The sequence below is a fragment of the Campylobacter concisus genome (assembly GCF_002912895.1).
Taxonomy (GTDB): Bacteria; Campylobacterota; Campylobacteria; order Campylobacterales; family Campylobacteraceae; genus Campylobacter_A; species Campylobacter_A concisus_G.
This window is the reverse complement of record NZ_POZX01000009.1, coordinates 60,923-78,279: the sequence shown is the minus strand read 5'-3', so window position 1 is coordinate 78,279 and position 17,357 is coordinate 60,923. Positions and strand designations below refer to the sequence as shown.

Below are 17,357 nucleotides of genomic sequence, written 5' to 3'. Positions count from 1 at the left end.
GAATATTTTTTTATTTATAAACATTATAGGACTACAATCACAATATGTTTAAAGCTTATAGAATTTATGATTTTATCAAAGATGATAGTTTGGATATGAAGGCGGCTTTTGTTGATAGACTCTATCCAAGAGGTATAAGAAAAGAGATATTTTCAAATTTCCTTTGGTTAAAAGATATCACACCAAGCACTGCTTTAAGAGAGTGGTTTCATGAAGATAGAGAAGCTAGATTTGATGAGTTTTGCGAAAAATTTGAGCTCGAGCTTGATAATGAAAAAGCGCAATCTTGCTTTAAAATGCTAAAAAAACTAGAAAAAGAGCATGGCGATATAGCACTTCTAACAGCTAGCAAAGATATAAATCTTTGCCATATCGTTGTGTTATTAAAAATTTTAAATAAGTAGTTTGCTAGCCTATTTCGCAAGAGTGCCAAGCACCTTTTCAAACTGCACACCATACCATGTGCGGCTCTTATCTTTTAGTGTGATTTTAATACTACTAAGCACAAAATTTGCTGCCTTTTTGATAGAATTTTGCATGCTTTCGCCATTTATGAGTGAACCAAAAAGCACAGAAGCAAATATATCTCCAGTCCCACTCGTGTGAAATGGTAAAAATTCGTGAAAATATTCTACCTTCTCTTTTGTCTTTGCGTCGTAAGCTATGATGCCACATTCATTTTGCTCGTATCTAATACCCTTTAATACGATCTTTCTAGCTCCAAAGCTAGCCAAGCTTTCAAGCAACTCTAAAATATAATCTTGCGTATAGTTACTGCCTAAAAACGGCATCCCGCACATAAAGCTTGCTTCAGTTATGTTTGGCGTGATGACGTGAGCCTTTGTGCAAATTTCACGCATTTTCATAACAAATTTTTCATCAAACCCATGATAGAGCTTGCCATTGTCACCCATGCAAGGATCTACAAGTATTAGCGGAGCAGAGCCACTAAACTCATTAAAAATTTTCTCTATCAGCTCAAGCTGGCTAAAGCTACCTAAAAATCCAGTATAAATTCCATCAAATTTGATATTTTCTTTGTGCCATACTTGTGTTACCGCGTCAAATTCATCAGTCAGATCACAAAATGTGAAATTTTTAAAGCCAGTGTGAGTCGAAAGTAGCGCAGTAGGCAATATGCACGCCTCAATGCCTTGAGCGCTAATTATCGGAAGTGCGACTGTGAGCGAGCATTTGCCCACGCACGAGATATCTTGTATTGTAAGGATTCTTTTCATTTATGCTCTTAGTTTGTAAAATTTTACTCCAGCAACATCGGCTAGATAAACCACATCTTGTTGCAAGAGCTTGTTTAAAATTTGCTTTGAGTGCTCTGAGAAATTTTCTTCAACATTTGCGATAGTTTGCGGACGACGTCTTAGCATTTCTAAAATTTCATTCTCACTAAAATTATATTTTTGCTCTATCTTGTGAGCTTTGACGATATTGACTGGCACGCCACTTATCTGCTCAGCCAATTCCTCTAGCTTTTTAGCGTCTACGCCCTTTACATTATAGGCTGGCGGACGATCTATCGTGCCAATATCCACTCGGTGCGGAGCTATCTCATTTATCGCAGCATTGAGTGCTTCAAACTCACTTTTTTTATCATTAAATCCAGCCACAACCAAAATTTCAAGTACAAGCTCGCCATTAAATTCCTTGCGAAATTTAGCCATCGCTTTTATGAGCTCGCTAACTTCTATACCGCTTTTGTTGCGGTCTATCTTTTTAAATGTGCTTTGCACCGCGCTATCAAGGCTAAATTTCACTATATCAAGCCCATTTAGCGCTTCACAAATTTTTGGATCACACACGCCTGAGCCATTACTCAAAATGAGTGTTTTTGCTCTGCCTTTTAGCTCATTTACTTTTGTTATCAGCTCTTTTAAGTACGGGTAAAGAGTTGGTTCACCATTTGCTGTAAGCGTGATGACGTCGATGTTTTGATGAGTTTTTAAAGCCTCTTTTAAATCGCTTATGATCTCATCAACACTTGGCGGATTTTCTATCACTTCAACCGGCTTTGCACCACTTAGCTCACAATAAACACAGTCAAAATTACATGATTTTTGATTAGGGCTTAAATCTATGCCAAGACTCATGCCAAAACGGCGTGAATTTATCGGACCAAAGACGATGCAAGGCTTATTACCTTGCACTTTTTGTCTGAACCTGTTTTATGAAATATTTTGCATTTTCAACTGGCACATCTGGTAAAATTCCGTGACCTAGATTAAAGATATGTGGAACACCTTTCATCGTATCTAAAATTTTATCAATGCCTTCATCTATCGCTTTTTTGCTATAAAGTCTAGTTGGCTCCATATTACCTTGAAGAACATATCTTGGGCTTAATTTTGCTTTGGCTAGCTCTATAGGAGTACTCCAGTCAACGCCAAAAACGTCAAAAATTCCTGAAATCTTGTCCAAATAGCCACTAATGCCTTTTGGAAAAACAATAACTGGAATTTCTGGAAACTCAGCTTTTACGCTGTCAACTATTTTATTTATATAGCTAAATCCAAACTCAAAATAAGCCTGCTCCTCAAGTGCAGCCGCCCAGCTATCAAAAATTTGCACCGCATTTACACCAGCCTTTATCTGCTCTTTGACATATAAAATAAGAGTTTGTGTCACTTTTTCTAAAATTTTGTGTAAAAATTCTGGATTTTGATATAGCATTTTTTTGCAAACAGCATAGTTTTTACTGCCACCACCCTCGATCATATATGTAGCTATCGTCCATGGGGCACCACAAAAGCCAATGAGCGCCTTATCTTTGGCTAAATTTTCTCTTGTAAGCTTGATCGCGTCATAGACGTATGCTAAATTTTTAGTCGATTTTTCGATACTTAGTGCGTCAAGTGCGGCTTTATCACGTAAAGGCTCACTAAAAACTGGACCCTCGCCCTTTTCAAAACGCAGATCCATACCCATTTCAAGTGGCACGACAAGGATGTCGCTAAATAAAATCGCCGCATCAACACCAAGGATATCGACTGGTTGAAGCGTAACCTCACTAGCTTTTTTATAATCTTTACAAAGTGATAAAAAGTCTCCTGCTTGCGCGCGTACTCGCATATACTCAGGCAAATATCTACCAGCTTGGCGCATCATCCAAACAGGCGTATAAGGGGTAGGTTTTTTAAGGCAGGCGTCTATGAAAATCATTAAATTTCCTTTAAATTTTTAAAGGGATATTACCTAAAAATAGCTAAAGAAAAGATGTAGGAGAAATTTTAAGCGTAAAAACGCTTAAAATTTTAGTGATCTCCCTTGTGAAGGAAGTAAAGTCCAAGACAAAGTGCAAGGATAGAAGCCGCAAGATATGCCATCTCAAACGGAGTTGTGAAGTTTGCGTGAAGCACTCTTTGGAAGAAATTTACGATTAAGACCATGACGATCACTTTGCCAAGCTTATCTTTTAGCTCATCAAGAGAGTGAACCTCTAAGACTTTGCTCTGCTTTGACTGCTTTAGCTGTGTGATCTCTGAGATGAAAAGCTCGTAAATTCCGAAGCTAAATATATAAAGAACAAGCGCCATCAAGTATAGATCGATCGCTCCAACTATCTCGCCAACGACTTCTGAGTGGAAATTTTCAATGTGAAAATCTGCAGCAAAGAAATATCTATAAACCTCCAAAAGTACTTTGCCGACATCGTAACTTGCGATGATGAAAAGCACGATCGCGCCTAAAAGTCCAAAAACTACTGGAAAAAGTGTAAAGCTATTGCTTGCAAGCAAAATTCTCTCAAATATTTTACGCAATAAAAATCCTTTTTATTTACTCTTGCATCGCGATCCACTTTTGTGCGATCCTAACGGCATTTGTCGCAGCTCCCACACGGATCTGATCGGCACTACACCAAAGGTGAAGTACATTTGATCTAAAGTTATCAACCCTGATCCTGCCAACATAAGTCTCGTTTGTATCGCTTGAGATGATAGGCATTGGATACTCTTTATTTGCCGGATTATCTACTACAACGACGCTTGGAGCTTTGCTTAAAATTTCTCTTGCTGTATCCGCACTTACATCCTTATCAAAGTGGATAGTGATCGCCTCTGAGTGGCTTCTAAGCACTGGCACACGCACACAGGTAGCGCTAACTTCGATATCTTTGTGAAGAATTTTTTGCGTCTCATTGACCATTTTCATCTCTTCTTTTGTATAGTCATTGTCCAAAAAGACGTCGATGTGAGGGATAACATTTAGTGCTAGGCGGTGCGCAAATACCTTTGGCTCGCACTCATCAAGCTTAAACTCAAAGAATTTTTGCATCTGAACAACAAGCTCTTCCATGCCCTCTTTGCCAGCGCCGCTTGCTGCTTGATATGTAGAAACATCGACCCTGTTGATGCCAAAAGCGTCATTTAGTGGCTTTAAAATTTGCACCATTTGGATGGTTGAGCAGTTTGGATTTGCGATGATGCCGCGGTTTTTCCACATGGCAATGTCGCTTGGATTACACTCTGGCACAACAAGAGGGATATCTTTATCCATCCTAAAATGGCTGGTGTTATCGATGACTACTGCGCCGCTGTCAGCTGCAAATTTAGCAAATTTCTCTGAAACTGAGCCGCCTGCGCTAAAAAATGCGATATCAATCTCGTGCTCACTAAAAACCTTTTCGGTTAGCTCTTTTACTTTGTAATATTTGCCATTAAATTCGATCTCGCTGCCAGCACTTTTTGCGCTAGCAAGCGGCAAAAGCTCTCCAACTGGAAAATCAACCTCTTCCATAACTCTAAAAAGCTCTTCGCCGACCGCTCCTGTCGCACCAACGACCGCTACGTTAAATTTTCTCATCTGCTCTCCTTGGTTTCTTTCAATTTTCTTAATTTGCATAATTTTACTAGCCAAAAACTTAAATTTTTACCTATTTTTTACTTCTCGCCTGCAAAAATAGATCTTTTGGCAAAATTTCATCGCCCTCGCTTAGTATCGCTGCACGCTGCACAACTGAGATAAGCTCTCTTATGTTGCCTGGATAATCATAGCCCAAAAGCTCATCTTTGGCTGCTTTTGAGAAATTTTTAGCTTCAAAGCCATACTCTTTGCAGCACTTTTCCAAAGCATCCTGCGCGATAGGCAAAATTTCATCTTTTCGCTCGCGAAGTGGCGGTATAAAAAGTGGGATCGTGTTTAGACGGTAGAAAAGATCTTCTCTAAACCTGCCCTCTTTCATCGCAAGCTCTAAATTTGCATTTGTAGCGCAGATGATGCGAACGTCGATCTTTTCGCTCTTTGTGGCACCAAGCCTTGTTATCTCACGCTCTTGAAGCGCACGAAGCAATTTTGGCTGTAAATTTATAGGCATCTCGCCGATCTCATCTAAAAATAGCGTTCCGCCATTTGCCAGCTCAAACTGCCCTTTTTTGGTAGTAGCTGCGTCGGTAAATGCGCCTTTTTCAAAGCCAAAAAGCTCACTTTCTATCAAATTTTCAGGGATCGCTGCCATGTTTAAAGCGATAAATGCCGCATCTTTTCTAGGTGAGTTTGCGTGGATAAATTTAGCAAAGACCTCCTTGCCAACGCCACTTTCGCCACTAAGCATAACAGAAGCGTCCGTTCTTGCGGCTTTTAGAGCGATATTTAGCGTGGTTTCAAGTGCTTTTGAAGTAGCTAAAAAGCCATTATTTTCGCTTTTAGTTTCAACTTTTTTTATGTTTTTTGGGGTTTTTTGCTTTAGCACTTCTACCCTTTTTATCGCCTCGTAAAGCGTTGAGACGTCAAATGGCTTGGTTAAAAAGTCCTTCACGCCAAGCCTAACGCTCTCGATCGCCTTATTTAGCGTGGCGTTTCCAGTCATTATGATGACGTCAAATTTGCCGTTTAACTCTTTAATGAACTCAAGTCCGTCCATCTTTGGCATGTTTATGTCGGTGATTATTAGATCAGTGTCGTCGCCTAGCTTTTTTAGAGCCTCAACTGCGCTCTTATAGCTTTTGATATTTAGCTCATCATACTCACCAAGCGCGATCTCAAGCGACTTTCGCATATTGATGTCATCTTCTACTATGACGATATTCATTTGATCTCTTTTTTATTGAAGTGTGCCGATGATAGCGGATTTTGGCTTAAATTCCACCATAAATCTAACTGGTAAAATTTTCAAATTTGAAGCGATTGTGACCTGCGTATTTTTGACATTTAGCTCATTTTTTATCATCACTTTTTTTAAAGCAAAGCAGTTAAAAATTTCATCTTTATGTAAATTTAAAAAGCCAAGAGTCGTGGTATTTCCATCTTTAAAAGCGTCTATCTGGCAAAGAAATTTTGGTTTTGGATTTGGCGAAAGAGTCATCGCCTTTGAAAATGAAATTTCTTCAAAGGCAACTATTTGGTTTTTTGTATCGACCTTCGCCCAGAAGATAAACTCCTCCAAGCAAAAGGCGAAATTTAAAAGTATCGTTAGTAAGAAAAGACTTCTCGCCACTTATCTTCGTCTATCTTAAGCTCCATATTTACCTTATAAAGCCCGTCTTTGAAATTTTCATTCACGATCCTTGCGTTTTTAACAAGACCTTGAACCTTTGAAGTGATAGATGAGTCATTTAGCATCGCGTCTCTTACGGTGTCTTCAGCATTGATCTTTACGCCATAAAGCTTGCCAGCAAGCTGAGAATAAGCATCAGCCATCGCTGCTCTTTTTGCAAGAGTGACTGACTGAGCGTATGAGAGCGAATTTAGCGGAGCTATGCCCTCGCCTGTGGCTCTAAAAGTGGTCTCTCTTGGAGCACTATCATATATCATCTTCTCTTTTTTCATCACCTCTCTAAGATCGTCTTTATCGACCTTTTGGATGACTACGTTGCGATTTGATGTGTTAGTTGGCTCGCCCATAAAGCCATTAAATGAGCAACCGCTAAAAACAGCGATCATCAAAGCAAAAGATAAAATTTTAACCTTCATAAACAACCTTTTTTATGCTTTTATTTAAAATTTAATAGCAAAATTTATTCCAAAAGCCCCATATCTTCGTTTGGTGCTTCGTCCTCATCCTCTCCATCATCTGCCTTAGGGCATCTTGCGATACTTACAACATCATCGCCATCGACATTTACGACGATCACGCCGCTTGTATTGCGTCCTGCTTTGCGGATGCTTTGCATATCAACTCTGATCATCTTGCCGCTTGATGTTAGAGCCATTAGATCTTGCTCTTCATCAACCATCACAACGCCCACTAGATCGCCTGTTCTGCTTGTTAGTTTCATGCAGATGACACCTTTGCCTCCGCGATTTGTCAAGCGGTACTCATCAGCGGTTGTGCGCTTGCCGATACCTTTTTGAGATATGCTTAAAATTTCTTGATCATTGCTTTCAATGACTGCAGCGCCCACAACCTCATCGCCTGGCTCTTTAAATTTGATACCAGTTACGCCGCGTGCAGTTCTTCCCATTTGGCGAACTTTGCTGATCTTAAATTTAAGGCACATACCTTTTTTGGTAACGACAAATAGCATTGTCTCATCGCCTGAATTTGCGTCCTCCTCAGCATTTGCATTATCTTCGTCAATCTCGTTTTGAAGCTCTTCAACTTCAAGCACCTCTGTCTCTACGCTTAGCTCATTTTCAGGGTCAGTTACTGGCATATCATCATATGTTTGAGCGATGAGTGCAGTTACCAGCTCGTCGTTCTCATCAAGGCTGATCGCTCTTACACCAACTGAGCGGATGTTTTTAAACTCACTTAAATTTGTGCGTTTTACGATGCCGTTTTTAGTAAAGAATGCTAGAGATTTGCTCTCGTCAAAATCAGTCGTTGGGATGATCGCTTTGATCTTCTCATCAGGCTGCAACTGGATCAAATTTACAACTGCCTTGCCCTTTGCTGTGCGACTTCCCTCTGGGATTTTGTAGACTTTTAGCCAGTAGAGCTGTCCGCGGTCAGTCACAAACATAAGCGTATCGTGAGTATTTGAAGTAAAGAAGCTCTCTATAAAGTCATCATCGTATGTCGTAACCGCTACTTTGCCCTTACCGCCACGCTTTTGCTTCTCGTACTGCTTGCTTGGAACACGCTTGATGTAGCCGCGGTGAGTTATGGTTACGACCATATTTTCATTTGGTATAAGATCTTCAATGTCGATATCATCGTAGTCATCAACGATCTCAGTCACTCTTGGTACTTTAAATTTATTTTTGATCTCAAGAAGCTCTTCTTTGATCAATTTTTCAAGCAATGTCTCGCTCTTTAAAATTTCATCAAGTCTTGCGATCTCAGCCATAAGCTCGGCTAGCTCTGCCTCTAGTTTTTCTCTCTCTAGGCCTGTAAGCTTGCTTAGACGCATATCAAGGATAGCGTTTGCTTGAAGCTCTGAGAGGTTAAATTTACTCATCAAGCCTTCTCTAGCAACCGCCGTATCGGCACTATTTCTAATAAGCTCTATCACTTCGTCGATATTATCAAGTGCGATCTTTAGACCCTCTAAGATATGAGCCCTTGCGCGTGCTTTTTCAAGCTCAAATATCGTTCTTCTAATGATAACCGTTTTTCTGTGATTTAAAAATAGTTTAAGTAGCTCAATAAGATTAAATACCTTTGGCTCCTTGTTATTAATAGCAAGCATAATAACGCCAAAAGTGCTCTCCATCGTGGTTGATTTAAAAAGGTTATTTAGCACGATATCGCTCATCGCGTCACGTTTTAGCTCGATGACGACGCGGATGCCGTCCTTGTCAGACTCATCTCTAACCTCACTGATGCCATCTATCTGCTTATCTTTTACAAGCTCAGCGATCTGCTCGATAAGCCTTGCTTTGTTTGTTTGATATGGCAGCTCGTCGATTACTATGACATCTTTGTTTGGCTTTTTTTCTATGTGAGTTTTGGCTCTTAGTTTGACCCTGCCACGACCTGTGCGGTAGGCCTCTATGATGCCTTTTTTACCAAAGATGATACCGCCAGTTGGGAAGTCTGGACCTTTTATAAATTCCATCACCTCTTCAAGCGTCGCCTCCTTGTTTTCAAGAAGTAGTAAAAGACCGTCTATTAGCTCGTCAAGGCCGTGTGGTGGGATATTTGTCGCCATACCGACAGCAATACCGCTTGAGCCGTTTAATAATAAATTTGGCACACGGCTAGGCAAAACATCTGGCTCAACCTCTCTATCGTCGTAGTTTGGTACAAAATCAACCGTATCTTTGTCGATATCTTTTAAAAGCTCTTCAGTAAGCATGGTCATTCTAGCTTCGGTATAACGCATCGCAGCTGCGCTGTCGCCATCAATCGAGCCAAAGTTTCCTTGTCCATCAACGACTGGATAACGCATAGAAAATTTCTGAGCCATACGAACAAGTGCGTCATAAACCGCTGTGTCGCCGTGTGGGTGGTACTTACCGATAACCTCACCGACGATACGAGCTGACTTCATATAGGCACTTCTGCTGCCAACGCCGAGGTTATCCATAGCGTATAAAATTCTTCTATGAACTGGCTTTAGTCCGTCTCTAGCGTCAGGCAAAGCACGTCCGACGATGACGCTCATAGAGTAGTCAAGATAGCTATTTTTTATAGAATCTTCGATATCAACTGAAGCGATATCTTGAGTTAATTCAAGTAGATTGTCTTTCATTTTTATCCTTAAATTTAGCTTGGCTGATTTTAGCTTAAAATTAATAAAAACTTGCTAAATAGCAAATCAGCGACTTTGGCAATAGTGCGATGAAAATTTTAGTCTAAAATTTTTACTATCTGCTCTTTTTTAAGAATAAAATCATAGCTAAAAGCATCAACCACGACTCCAGCGTAGCTGCTCTCTTTTAGCATCGCAAGATACTCTTTTAGTCCTATCTCAATGCTTTCTTGCTCACTGTCGTTTCGCCAAAGCTTCATCGCCTCTTTGCTAGTAAATGCTGGAAAATAGCTAAGCTTCTCACTCTCATCTTCAAGCAGGATAAATTTGATATTTGAGCCCTCTTCCTCGTAAACAACGCCGCCATCAGGCTTTGCGAGCGCTTGGTTTAAAAGCACCGGAGCAAAAAAAGTAGCCTTTTTTAAAGCTGCTATCAAATTTATCTCATTTTGCTGACTAGGCTCTTTTAAAAATTTATCCATCGCTTCTTGCATTTTAGCTCCTAAAAGCCTCGTCTACAGCCTGGCAGATCGTGTGAATAAAAAATATGTGCGACTCTTGTATCCTTGCAGTGTCGCTTGAGCTAACGACTAAATTTAGATCACATCCTTCATTCATAGCGCCACCTCCTTTGCCGCTAAGTCCAAGCACTGATGCGCCCATTTTCTTGGCACTTTTTATAGCTTCAAGTACATTTTTGCTGTTGCCACTTGTTGAGATCGCCACGAGTAAGTCGCCAGACTGCGCTAAAGCCTCAAACTGACGTGAAAAGACATAGTCAAAGCCGTAGTCGTTGCCAATGGCCGTAAGTGCCGAAGTATCAGTGGTTAGCGCGATGCCAGGTAGTGGCTGGCGCTCGCTTTTATATCTGCCAGTTAGCTCGGCTGCAAAGTGCTGAGCGTCCGCTGCAGAGCCACCGTTGCCACATATCAGCACCTTTTTGCCATTTTTTAGCGTATCAGCCACCATCTGGCAAGCACACTCTAGGTTATCAAGTAAATTTAAATGCTCACTAAAGGTCTTTTGGTGAGCCTCGAGCTCATTTTTTATCATTGTTTTTAGCATCTTTTATCCTTTTTATTATCCCTGTTGTGCTTTTGCCCTCGACAAAGTCGATCAGCCTGACCTCTTTTACGATCTCGCTGCCAACGACCTCTTTGTCTTTATAATCAGCCCCTTTTACAAGCACATCTGGCTTTATCTTTGTTATCAAATTTAATGGCGTATCCTCGTCAAATATCACGACATAATCAACAAATCCAAGCCCACTTAGCACGCAGGCTCTATCATCTTGTGAGTTTATAGGTCTTGCCTCGCCTTTTAGCCTCTTAACTGAAGCGTCAGAATTTAGCCCGACAACCAAAAGATCGCCAAGCTCTCTTGCACGGGCTAGGTATTTTACGTGCCCAGCGTGCAAGATATCAAAGCAGCCATTTGTGAAAACGACCTTTTTCTTACCCTTTTGGCTCAAAATTTCTTCTAGCTCCTCAACGCTTTTAAGCTTGTGCTCGAAATTTGCCCCAAATGAGCTATTTAGCAGCTGCTCGATCTCACTAAAGCTAGCCGTTGCGCTGCCTATCTTAGCCACAACGACGGCTGCTGCGAGGTTTGCTATCTTGATCGCCTCTTTTATGTCAGTCCCATTTGCCAGCATATAGCCAAGTGTAGCCAGCACCGTATCCCCGGCACCTGTGACGTCAAAGACCTCTTTTGCCTTGGCTGCAAAGATATGCAACCTATCATCATATAGCGCGATGCCCTCTTCCGAAATCGTGATGAGCGAATAGGTCAAATTTAGCTCGTCTTTTAGCTGTTTTATTGCCTTTTCAAGCTCGGTTTTGTCTTTTATCTTTAAATTTGTAGCCTCGCTTGCCTCTTTTTTATTTGGCGTGAGCAGGGTTGCGTTTTTGTATTTTGAGTAGTCGCTGCCTTTTGGGTCTATGAGCACTGGGATATTTAGCCTCACGCACTCATTTATAATCTCTTGGCAGACTTTTTCGCTAAGCACGCCTTTGCCGTAGTCACTTAGCAAGACGGCCTTGAAATTTGCAAGATTTTCTTTGACTTTTAAGACAAGCTCATCTTCTAAATTTATCTTGACAACGCTCTCTTTATCGATCCTGACAACTTGCTGGTGCGATGCCATGATACGGCTTTTTATCGAGCTTTCACGCCCTTTTTCGGTGAGCATGAGTTCATCTTTTACATTTAGCTCAGCAAGCTTCTCTTTTATCTTTTTGCCAGCCTCATCATCTCCCAAAACGCTAGCCACGCTCACATTTGCGCCAAGCGAGAGTAAATTTCTTACCACGTTGCCAGCGCCACCAAGCGTGTAGGTTTCGTTATTTATCTTTACAACCTGCACTGGCGCTTCAGGAGAGATGCGGTCGCAGCTGCCCCAGATATAGTGGTCCAGCATGAGATCGCCGACGACTAAAATTTTAACTCTCTTAGCCATTTATCTCTTCCTTGTAAATTCTCTTTATTTCTGGCAAGTAGTCTTTTATTGCCTCTTCCAAGCTCCAAGTCGCGCTAAAACCAAATGCCTCGCGAGCTGGAGCTACGTCGGCCTCTGTATGAAACTGATATGAGCCGATAAATGGATTTTTGATATATTCGTTGCCTAAATTTACGCCGATCTCGCGTTGCAAGATATCAGCGATATCTTGAAAGCTTCTTGCCTTACCAGTAGCTGCGTTATAGACACCACTTGGCGCGTCGAGTGCTTTTATATTTGCGTCAATGATATCTTTTATGTAAACAAAGTCTCTTTTAATCTGGTCGCTGCCTTCAAAGAGTCTTGGGGTCTTGCCAGCTAAAATTTGCAGACCAAACTGAAGCACCATCGAGGCGGTTTTGTTTTTGAAAAACTCGCCCTTACCAAAGACGTTAAAATATCTTAGTCCAACCACGCTCACGCCACGCTTTGCGTAAATTTTATTGATATTATCCATACTTAGTTTGCTAAAGCCATAAACATTGTTTGGCGCTTCGCATTCACCAACAGTTTGTGGGCTCTTTGCATTGCCATAAGTGGCACCTGAACTTGCATAGATCATCTTTGCGCCTAAACTCTCGCAAATATCAAGCAAATTTACAAAAGCGTTTACATTTGTTTTTATTAGCTCGTCTTGCTCTTTTACGGTCGTATCTGAGATCGCCGCTTCGTGATAGATGACGTCTGGGCGAAAGTTTTTTATCTTCTCAAGCGTACTCTCATCATTAATGTCGCCAGCATAAATTTCACCCTTAAAACCAAGTAAATTTTTAAAATGACCAAAGCTTTTTAGGTTGCCGTTGCTAAATGTCTCGTCGTTTCTAAATTTATCCACGACAAGCACGTGAGTGTCTTTATAGTTTTCATCAAAATAATGCGCCAAGGCTGAGCCGATAAAGCCAGCACCGCCAGTTATAATTATCTTTTTTCCATTTAAATTCATAGTGATTTTTCCTTTTTTAGCTTATTTAAAACATCTTTTACATCTTTAAAATTTATGCCATCAAGCAAGAAATTTCTACCAACACCTGCTCTTTTGCCAGCTTCGACATCGCTTGGTTTATCTCCTATCATTAGCGAGTTTTTAAGGTCTATGTTAAACTCTTTGCAAGCATCAAGTATCATTTTTGGATTTGGTTTTCTGCAAGCGCAATCCGCCTCTGGGGCATGTGGGCAAAAATAGACTTTTGTGATGGAAATTTGCTCTTTTTTGAAAATTTCTAGCATAAATTTAGTTAGAGCGTCAAACTGCTCCTGCGTGTAGTAGCCTCTTCCGATACCTGATTGATTTGTCACGACAAAGAGCTTGTAGCAAGCCCCAGCAAATTCTCTTAACGCATCAAAAATACCATCGATAAATTTAAAATCTTTTATCTCGTAAACATATCCGGCATCTTCGTTTATTACGCCGTCTCGATCCAGAAAAAGTGCTTTAATAGGCTTATTTTTATTCATTTAGTGATTATAGCCAAAATATTTTAACTAGCTTCTTGCGAATTTACCTTTTTGTACTATAATGCACAAACTTTTTTACAAAGGATGAAAAATGAAAAAATTACTAATTGTTTCTAGCGTTGCGGCTCTACTTTCAACTGCTGCCTTTGCTGCAGATGGTGCTGCTATCTACAAAAAATGCATCGCCTGTCATGGTGCAAAAGCTGAAAAAATGTTCAATAATAAAGTTCCAGCTTTAACATCTCTTGATGCAGCAGCTATCGAAGAGGCACTAAAGGGTTATAAAACAGGAGCAAATAAATTTGGTCTTGGCGCTATGATGAAACCAATTGCTACTCCAATGAGCGACGAAGATGCAAAAGCAGTAGCTGAATACATCCAAACTTTAAAATAATAATTAGGGGCATTCGCCCCTCCTGTATTTTTAAATTTATACTAATAATCCATAAAACATATAGTAGATGGGAATTTCTTTTTTTATATTTAAAAGTTATGAAACCTATTTTTTACCAATCTTCCTTTTTACATATTAAAATAAAACCATTCTAGTCTTCAAAGTCATAAAACAGCGCTTAGAAATAGCTAAAAGCGTAAGTAAAATAGAGGCACGCAAACTCTTTACTGAAACGAAAGACGACCAAGTGCTTCGTATGGCTTACTACTGGGTATCTCAAGGGGCTTATGACAACTGCAAAGATCTACCCTTAAACAAGTGCCCCATAACTCATCTAAACCACGATACAGCAAATCGTATGTGGTGGGCTGTAAGAAACCATTTAGGATATAAGGGAGAAAACAACACTCACGGACTATACGTATTACGCCATACAGTAGCTTCTAGGTTAGTGAGTTTGAAGGGATTTAATGCTCATAAATTAATGAAATTTATGGGTCACAAGGATATTAAGAGTAGTTTGCACTATGTCCATCTCAATGTTGATGATATACGTGATGGTATAGGAGTTGGCGTTTAGTTTTTAAATGATAAAGATATGAGGCATTTGGTTGCGGAGGACGGATTTGAACCGCCGACCTTCGGGTTATGAGCGTTAGGGTCTTTTTATAAGTAGCCATTAAGCTACATTTTTTTAAAATCTATTTTATGAAAATATTAAAAAGTACTACGTTTGATAAATGGTTAAATAAATTAAATAATCCGATCGTTAAAATTTCTATTTTAAGAAGATTAGATCAAATAGAAACTAAAGATCATTTAGGAGATTATAAATTTATTGATACGGATTTATATGAGCTTAGATTTTTTAATCGTGGTGGAATAAGAATATTTTTTACTTTTAATGGCGATGAAATAATTATATTATTAAATGCTGGCGATAAAGATAGCCAAAGCGATGATATTAAAAAAGCAAAAGAGATATTAAAGGATTATAAATGAAAGAAGAATTTACAAAATTTAATTTAGAAGACTATTTAACAACCGATGAACTTAGAAAAGAATATTTAAATCAAGTTTTGGCCGATGGCGATATCGAAGAATTTAAAAGGGCTTTATTTTATATAGCAAAGTCAAAGGGTATTGAGAAAGTTGCAAAAAAAGCAAATTTAAATAGGGAAAGCTTTTATAAGATGTTTAAAGAAAATTCAAAACCTAGATTTGAAAGCATATTTAAGGTTGTAAATGCTCTTGATATTAAACTTGTTTATGCCTAATATATCTTAATCAAGGTTTAATTTAATCCCAAATTTTAAAAGCTCTTTTGGTAAAAAGTCGTCTATATTGTTTATTGTTTCATTATCTATTTCTATTAAATTTAAACCATATTTTTTATAAAGGTGTTTCTTTTTTTCCTTTCTCGCTAAATATTTTTCATCTTCTTCGTATCCCCAAAATTCTATATAAATTTTTCCTTTTGGTATATAAAAATCGCAATACATATCTTCTTCTATTGGAACTCTTTTTTCATAAGCGTGTGCTATACACTCTCCAAATAGCCAGTTTGATATAATTACTTCAGCCCTGCTTCTTACATAGTGTCCATCATTAGTTCTATACTCTGCCTTAAATTTATCTCTAAAATTTTCTTGCTTTTCTTCTTTTTCTTCTTTTTTTATTTCGTTTATAAAGATATCGTCTTTTAATATTTCTTCTGTCCATCTAATATTTGCTTTTCCCATATAAAAATTTTGCTCTCCACCTTTGCTTTTTCCAAGTTGTGTTACTGTATATCCATTACTGCATTTTTCGGCATAACCTATATTTACAAAAGCTTCGTTTATCTCTTTTGAATTTTTATTAAATGCTTCTGCTATTTGTTTTGCTGTTATAATTTGCATAAAATTCCTTTTTTTAAAATTTGTTTTTCTTACTTGTTTTTCTATAAAATTTATTATTAATTTTATTAAAAATATAAATAATAAAATAGGCATTACAGATATAAAAATTTTTATGAGTGGAATAATTAGATTTAAATTTTGTTCCAACATTATTCCTCTGATTTATTTATCTTAGTATTTATTTTTCCATTGTTTGCTTTTTCTCTTATTTTTTCTAATCTTTCTAGAAATTTTTTGGTTTCTAAAATTTGTTCATCTAGTGCTAAACCTTGATTTATTAATCGTATTAATTCTGGCTTTTCTTTTTCCCAATTTGTGAGTGTATTTCTAGTAATATTTAATTTGTCTGCTAATTCTTGTCTAGTCATTTTTCATACTTTTTGACAAATTATTTTGCATTTTATTAATTTTTAAGGGTTTTTTATTTAACATTTCATTATCCAAATGCACAATTATTGTGCATAATTTTTTGATTTTTGTTCGCAACAAAATTATATCAAAAATTGCATAGGTTTTGCCCTGAATATGGCATTAAACTATTTTAGCCCCGTTTGGACGAAACACCTTTTCGGGGCTATGTTAAATGGTGTTTCAAAAAAATAAATTAAAAAAAGGTGTTAAAAATGCAAATCGTTAAATCTGAATATGATTTAAAGTATGTTCTTAGGGGTGGTCTTGTTAGAAGTTCGGCTTCTGGTAAGTTTGAAGGCAATGATTACTCTTCTTCTGTTCGTATTTCTTCATCAAATATCTATGACGTTGTTAATGAAAAGACTGGCTTTACCGATGAAGTAGAGCAAAAAGTAGTTTTTAAAATTATCTGCCCTGATAACAATACCGCTGGACTTGTAGCGGCTGCAATAAAAGAAAAATTTAAAAAAAGGCGAAGAAATACCGGTTGAAGGTGGCTTCCCTAACGATCAAAGAATAATTACGATCGCTAATCCGGTCGAATACTTCCTATACGACACAAAGCCTACAAAAAAACCTGAAAATAAATAAATAAAGGGGTTTATCCCCTTTAACTACTTATTTAAGTCCGTGTTTCCTTAAATAAGTAGTTAAAGGCTACTAAATTTAAACAAAAAGGGTTAGAGATGAAAAAATTTCTTTCTTCTACTAAGGCTAAGGTTTTAGGTGGTGTTGCTGCTGTTGGTGCAATGTCAAGCAATGCTCTTGCAGCTGGTATAACAATGGGTGCAGATGGCACAGTAACTGGCGATCTTAATATTACTCCATTTATGGGCGTAGCTGGTGCTGTTATTGTTGTTTTAGCTGCAATTTTTGCTGTTAAAAAAGGTCTTTCTCTTTTGAAATAGCTTGTTCCCCTTTATTGGGGGGCTAATTTTTAAAAAGGTTAAAAGTGTATTTTGATTTTATAGACGTTACGAAATTAGGATTTTTTCTTAATTCTTTCTTTGCTGTTGTAATTGTCTTTTTTGCTTGTGTTACTGCCATTACTTCCGCTTTTAGTCTTTTTAAAAATTAGTACTTAAATTTTAAAGCTTAAAGCAGAGTGCAAA

The 17,357-nt window shown here is 38.4% G+C and carries 23 protein-coding genes; 7 read left to right on the top strand and 16 right to left on the bottom strand.

The annotated features are described in order from the left end of the window. Positions 1-44: 44 nt before the first annotated feature. Positions 45-404, top strand: a complete 360-nt coding sequence (locus CYP51_RS00930; protein ID WP_087579994.1) for a DUF488 domain-containing protein — start codon at positions 45-47, stop codon at positions 402-404. Between the two features lie 9 nt (positions 405-413). Here the strand turns inward: CYP51_RS00930 and CYP51_RS00925 are convergent, their stop codons facing one another. The 14 genes from CYP51_RS00925 to gmhB all read right to left on the bottom strand — a co-directional run bounded on the left by CYP51_RS00925 (position 414) and on the right by gmhB (position 13,539). Beyond that, positions 414-1,238 carry a pyridoxamine kinase gene (locus tag CYP51_RS00925; RefSeq protein WP_103624017.1) on the bottom strand — a complete coding sequence of 275 codons (825 nt, stop codon included), beginning with the start codon at positions 1,236-1,238 and terminating at the stop codon, positions 414-416. Then, positions 1,239-2,105 (bottom strand): radical SAM protein, encoded by an 867-nt coding sequence (locus CYP51_RS00920; RefSeq protein WP_103624020.1) that lies wholly within the window; start codon positions 2,103-2,105, stop codon positions 1,239-1,241. A 46-nt stretch (positions 2,106-2,151) separates the two neighbouring features. Further along, complete coding sequence (hemE, locus tag CYP51_RS00915) at positions 2,152-3,174, bottom strand: uroporphyrinogen decarboxylase (protein ID WP_103624016.1); 1,023 nt, start codon at positions 3,172-3,174, stop codon at positions 2,152-2,154. A 92-nt stretch (positions 3,175-3,266) separates the two neighbouring features. Beyond that, a complete protein-coding gene (locus tag CYP51_RS00910; protein ID WP_103624015.1) occupies positions 3,267-3,773 on the bottom strand; it encodes a YqhA family protein in 507 nt (168 codons plus the stop codon). Positions 3,774-3,789: 16 nt separating this feature from the next. Further along, on the bottom strand, positions 3,790-4,815 hold the full coding sequence (locus CYP51_RS00905; protein WP_103624014.1) for an aspartate-semialdehyde dehydrogenase: 1,026 nt from the start codon (positions 4,813-4,815) through the stop codon (positions 3,790-3,792). A gap of 70 nt (positions 4,816-4,885) precedes the next feature. Then, positions 4,886-6,040, bottom strand: a complete 1,155-nt coding sequence (locus CYP51_RS00900; protein WP_103624013.1) for a sigma-54-dependent transcriptional regulator — start codon at positions 6,038-6,040, stop codon at positions 4,886-4,888. 12 nt (positions 6,041-6,052) lie between these two features. After that, positions 6,053-6,445, bottom strand: a complete 393-nt coding sequence (locus CYP51_RS00895) for a hypothetical protein (protein WP_103624012.1) — start codon at positions 6,443-6,445, stop codon at positions 6,053-6,055. After that, positions 6,421-6,921: an LPP20 family lipoprotein gene (locus tag CYP51_RS00890; protein ID WP_103624011.1), complete on the bottom strand. Its 501-nt coding sequence runs from the start codon at positions 6,919-6,921 to the stop codon at positions 6,421-6,423. The genes CYP51_RS00895 and CYP51_RS00890 overlap by 25 nt, the downstream gene beginning before the upstream one ends. 44 nt (positions 6,922-6,965) lie before the next feature. Next, positions 6,966-9,587, bottom strand: a complete 2,622-nt coding sequence (gyrA, locus tag CYP51_RS00885; RefSeq protein WP_103624010.1) for a DNA gyrase subunit A — start codon at positions 9,585-9,587, stop codon at positions 6,966-6,968. Between the two features lie 98 nt (positions 9,588-9,685). Then, positions 9,686-10,081, bottom strand: coding sequence for an SseB family protein (locus CYP51_RS00880; RefSeq protein WP_103624009.1), 396 nt, complete (start codon positions 10,079-10,081; stop codon positions 9,686-9,688). 1 nt (position 10,082) lies between these two features. Beyond that, positions 10,083-10,652 carry a D-sedoheptulose 7-phosphate isomerase gene (gene gmhA / locus CYP51_RS00875; RefSeq protein WP_103624008.1) on the bottom strand — a complete coding sequence of 190 codons (570 nt, stop codon included), beginning with the start codon at positions 10,650-10,652 and terminating at the stop codon, positions 10,083-10,085. Next, positions 10,627-12,045: a D-glycero-beta-D-manno-heptose-7-phosphate kinase gene (rfaE1, locus tag CYP51_RS00870; RefSeq protein WP_103624007.1), complete on the bottom strand. Its 1,419-nt coding sequence runs from the start codon at positions 12,043-12,045 to the stop codon at positions 10,627-10,629. Before rfaE1 ends, gmhA begins: the two co-directional genes overlap by 26 nt. After that, positions 12,038-13,027, bottom strand: coding sequence for an ADP-glyceromanno-heptose 6-epimerase (rfaD, locus tag CYP51_RS00865; RefSeq protein WP_103624006.1), 990 nt, complete (start codon positions 13,025-13,027; stop codon positions 12,038-12,040). Before rfaD ends, rfaE1 begins: the two co-directional genes overlap by 8 nt. Next, positions 13,024-13,539, bottom strand: coding sequence for a D-glycero-beta-D-manno-heptose 1,7-bisphosphate 7-phosphatase (gene gmhB / locus CYP51_RS00860; RefSeq protein ID WP_103624005.1), 516 nt, complete (start codon positions 13,537-13,539; stop codon positions 13,024-13,026). Before gmhB ends, rfaD begins: the two co-directional genes overlap by 4 nt. Positions 13,540-13,630: 91 nt before the next feature. Between gmhB and CYP51_RS00855 the strand changes: the two genes are divergently transcribed. From CYP51_RS00855 to CYP51_RS00840, 4 genes are all read left to right on the top strand, one after another. Further along, the gene (locus tag CYP51_RS00855; protein WP_072594134.1) at positions 13,631-13,933 is read left to right on the top strand and encodes a c-type cytochrome; all 303 of its coding nucleotides are present in this window, start codon (positions 13,631-13,633) and stop codon (positions 13,931-13,933) included. 148 nt (positions 13,934-14,081) lie between these two features. Then, positions 14,082-14,513 (top strand): tyrosine-type recombinase/integrase, encoded by a 432-nt coding sequence (locus CYP51_RS00850; protein ID WP_346209484.1) that lies wholly within the window; start codon positions 14,082-14,084, stop codon positions 14,511-14,513. Between the two features lie 128 nt (positions 14,514-14,641). After that, positions 14,642-14,935, top strand: a complete 294-nt coding sequence (locus CYP51_RS00845; protein ID WP_103624003.1) for a type II toxin-antitoxin system RelE/ParE family toxin — start codon at positions 14,642-14,644, stop codon at positions 14,933-14,935. After that, the gene (locus tag CYP51_RS00840; protein WP_103583533.1) at positions 14,932-15,210 is read left to right on the top strand and encodes an addiction module antidote protein; all 279 of its coding nucleotides are present in this window, start codon (positions 14,932-14,934) and stop codon (positions 15,208-15,210) included. The genes CYP51_RS00845 and CYP51_RS00840 overlap by 4 nt, the downstream gene beginning before the upstream one ends. Before the next feature lie 6 nt (positions 15,211-15,216). Here the strand turns inward: CYP51_RS00840 and CYP51_RS09950 are convergent, their stop codons facing one another. Together CYP51_RS09950 and CYP51_RS00830 are read right to left on the bottom strand one after the other, a co-directional pair. Continuing rightward, positions 15,217-15,981 (bottom strand): hypothetical protein, encoded by a 765-nt coding sequence (locus tag CYP51_RS09950; protein ID WP_258032756.1) that lies wholly within the window; start codon positions 15,979-15,981, stop codon positions 15,217-15,219. 2 nt (positions 15,982-15,983) lie between these two features. Continuing rightward, positions 15,984-16,202 (bottom strand): helix-turn-helix domain-containing protein, encoded by a 219-nt coding sequence (locus tag CYP51_RS00830; protein ID WP_054196526.1) that lies wholly within the window; start codon positions 16,200-16,202, stop codon positions 15,984-15,986. Between the two features lie 255 nt (positions 16,203-16,457). On the opposite strand from CYP51_RS00830, the gene CYP51_RS00825 reads away from it, so the two are divergent. Both CYP51_RS00825 and CYP51_RS00820 read left to right on the top strand, forming a co-directional pair. Then, positions 16,458-16,736, top strand: coding sequence for a hypothetical protein (locus tag CYP51_RS00825; RefSeq protein WP_258032754.1), 279 nt, complete (start codon positions 16,458-16,460; stop codon positions 16,734-16,736). Positions 16,737-16,931: 195 nt separating this feature from the next. Then, the gene (locus CYP51_RS00820) at positions 16,932-17,153 is read left to right on the top strand and encodes a hypothetical protein (protein WP_084108104.1); all 222 of its coding nucleotides are present in this window, start codon (positions 16,932-16,934) and stop codon (positions 17,151-17,153) included. Positions 17,154-17,357: the final 204 nt, after the last annotated feature.

What these genes read in the sequence shown, in the direction of transcription:
- CYP51_RS00930 (WP_087579994.1), top strand. Translation starts at nt 45, where the DNA reads ATGTTTAAAGCTTATAGAATTTATGATTTTATCAAAGATGATAGTTTG.
- CYP51_RS00925 (WP_103624017.1), bottom strand. Translation starts at nt 1,238, where the DNA reads ATGAAAAGAATCCTTACAATACAAGATATCTCGTGCGTGGGCAAATGC.
- CYP51_RS00920 (WP_103624020.1), bottom strand. Translation starts at nt 2,105, where the DNA reads ATGAGTCTTGGCATAGATTTAAGCCCTAATCAAAAATCATGTAATTTT.
- hemE (WP_103624016.1), bottom strand. Translation starts at nt 3,174, where the DNA reads ATGATTTTCATAGACGCCTGCCTTAAAAAACCTACCCCTTATACGCCT.
- CYP51_RS00905 (WP_103624014.1), bottom strand. Translation starts at nt 4,815, where the DNA reads ATGAGAAAATTTAACGTAGCGGTCGTTGGTGCGACAGGAGCGGTCGGC.
- CYP51_RS00900 (WP_103624013.1), bottom strand. Translation starts at nt 6,040, where the DNA reads ATGAATATCGTCATAGTAGAAGATGACATCAATATGCGAAAGTCGCTT.
- CYP51_RS00890 (WP_103624011.1), bottom strand. Translation starts at nt 6,921, where the DNA reads ATGAAGGTTAAAATTTTATCTTTTGCTTTGATGATCGCTGTTTTTAGC.
- gyrA (WP_103624010.1), bottom strand. Translation starts at nt 9,587, where the DNA reads ATGAAAGACAATCTACTTGAATTAACTCAAGATATCGCTTCAGTTGAT.
- CYP51_RS00880 (WP_103624009.1), bottom strand. Translation starts at nt 10,081, where the DNA reads ATGCAAGAAGCGATGGATAAATTTTTAAAAGAGCCTAGTCAGCAAAAT.
- gmhA (WP_103624008.1), bottom strand. Translation starts at nt 10,652, where the DNA reads ATGCTAAAAACAATGATAAAAAATGAGCTCGAGGCTCACCAAAAGACC.
- rfaE1 (WP_103624007.1), bottom strand. Translation starts at nt 12,045, where the DNA reads ATGGCTAAGAGAGTTAAAATTTTAGTCGTCGGCGATCTCATGCTGGAC.
- rfaD (WP_103624006.1), bottom strand. Translation starts at nt 13,027, where the DNA reads ATGAATTTAAATGGAAAAAAGATAATTATAACTGGCGGTGCTGGCTTT.
- gmhB (WP_103624005.1), bottom strand. Translation starts at nt 13,539, where the DNA reads ATGAATAAAAATAAGCCTATTAAAGCACTTTTTCTGGATCGAGACGGC.
- CYP51_RS00855 (WP_072594134.1), top strand. Translation starts at nt 13,631, where the DNA reads ATGAAAAAATTACTAATTGTTTCTAGCGTTGCGGCTCTACTTTCAACT.
- CYP51_RS00845 (WP_103624003.1), top strand. Translation starts at nt 14,642, where the DNA reads ATGAAAATATTAAAAAGTACTACGTTTGATAAATGGTTAAATAAATTA.
- CYP51_RS00840 (WP_103583533.1), top strand. Translation starts at nt 14,932, where the DNA reads ATGAAAGAAGAATTTACAAAATTTAATTTAGAAGACTATTTAACAACC.
- CYP51_RS00830 (WP_054196526.1), bottom strand. Translation starts at nt 16,202, where the DNA reads ATGACTAGACAAGAATTAGCAGACAAATTAAATATTACTAGAAATACA.
- CYP51_RS00825 (WP_258032754.1), top strand. Translation starts at nt 16,458, where the DNA reads ATGCAAATCGTTAAATCTGAATATGATTTAAAGTATGTTCTTAGGGGT.
- CYP51_RS00820 (WP_084108104.1), top strand. Translation starts at nt 16,932, where the DNA reads ATGAAAAAATTTCTTTCTTCTACTAAGGCTAAGGTTTTAGGTGGTGTT.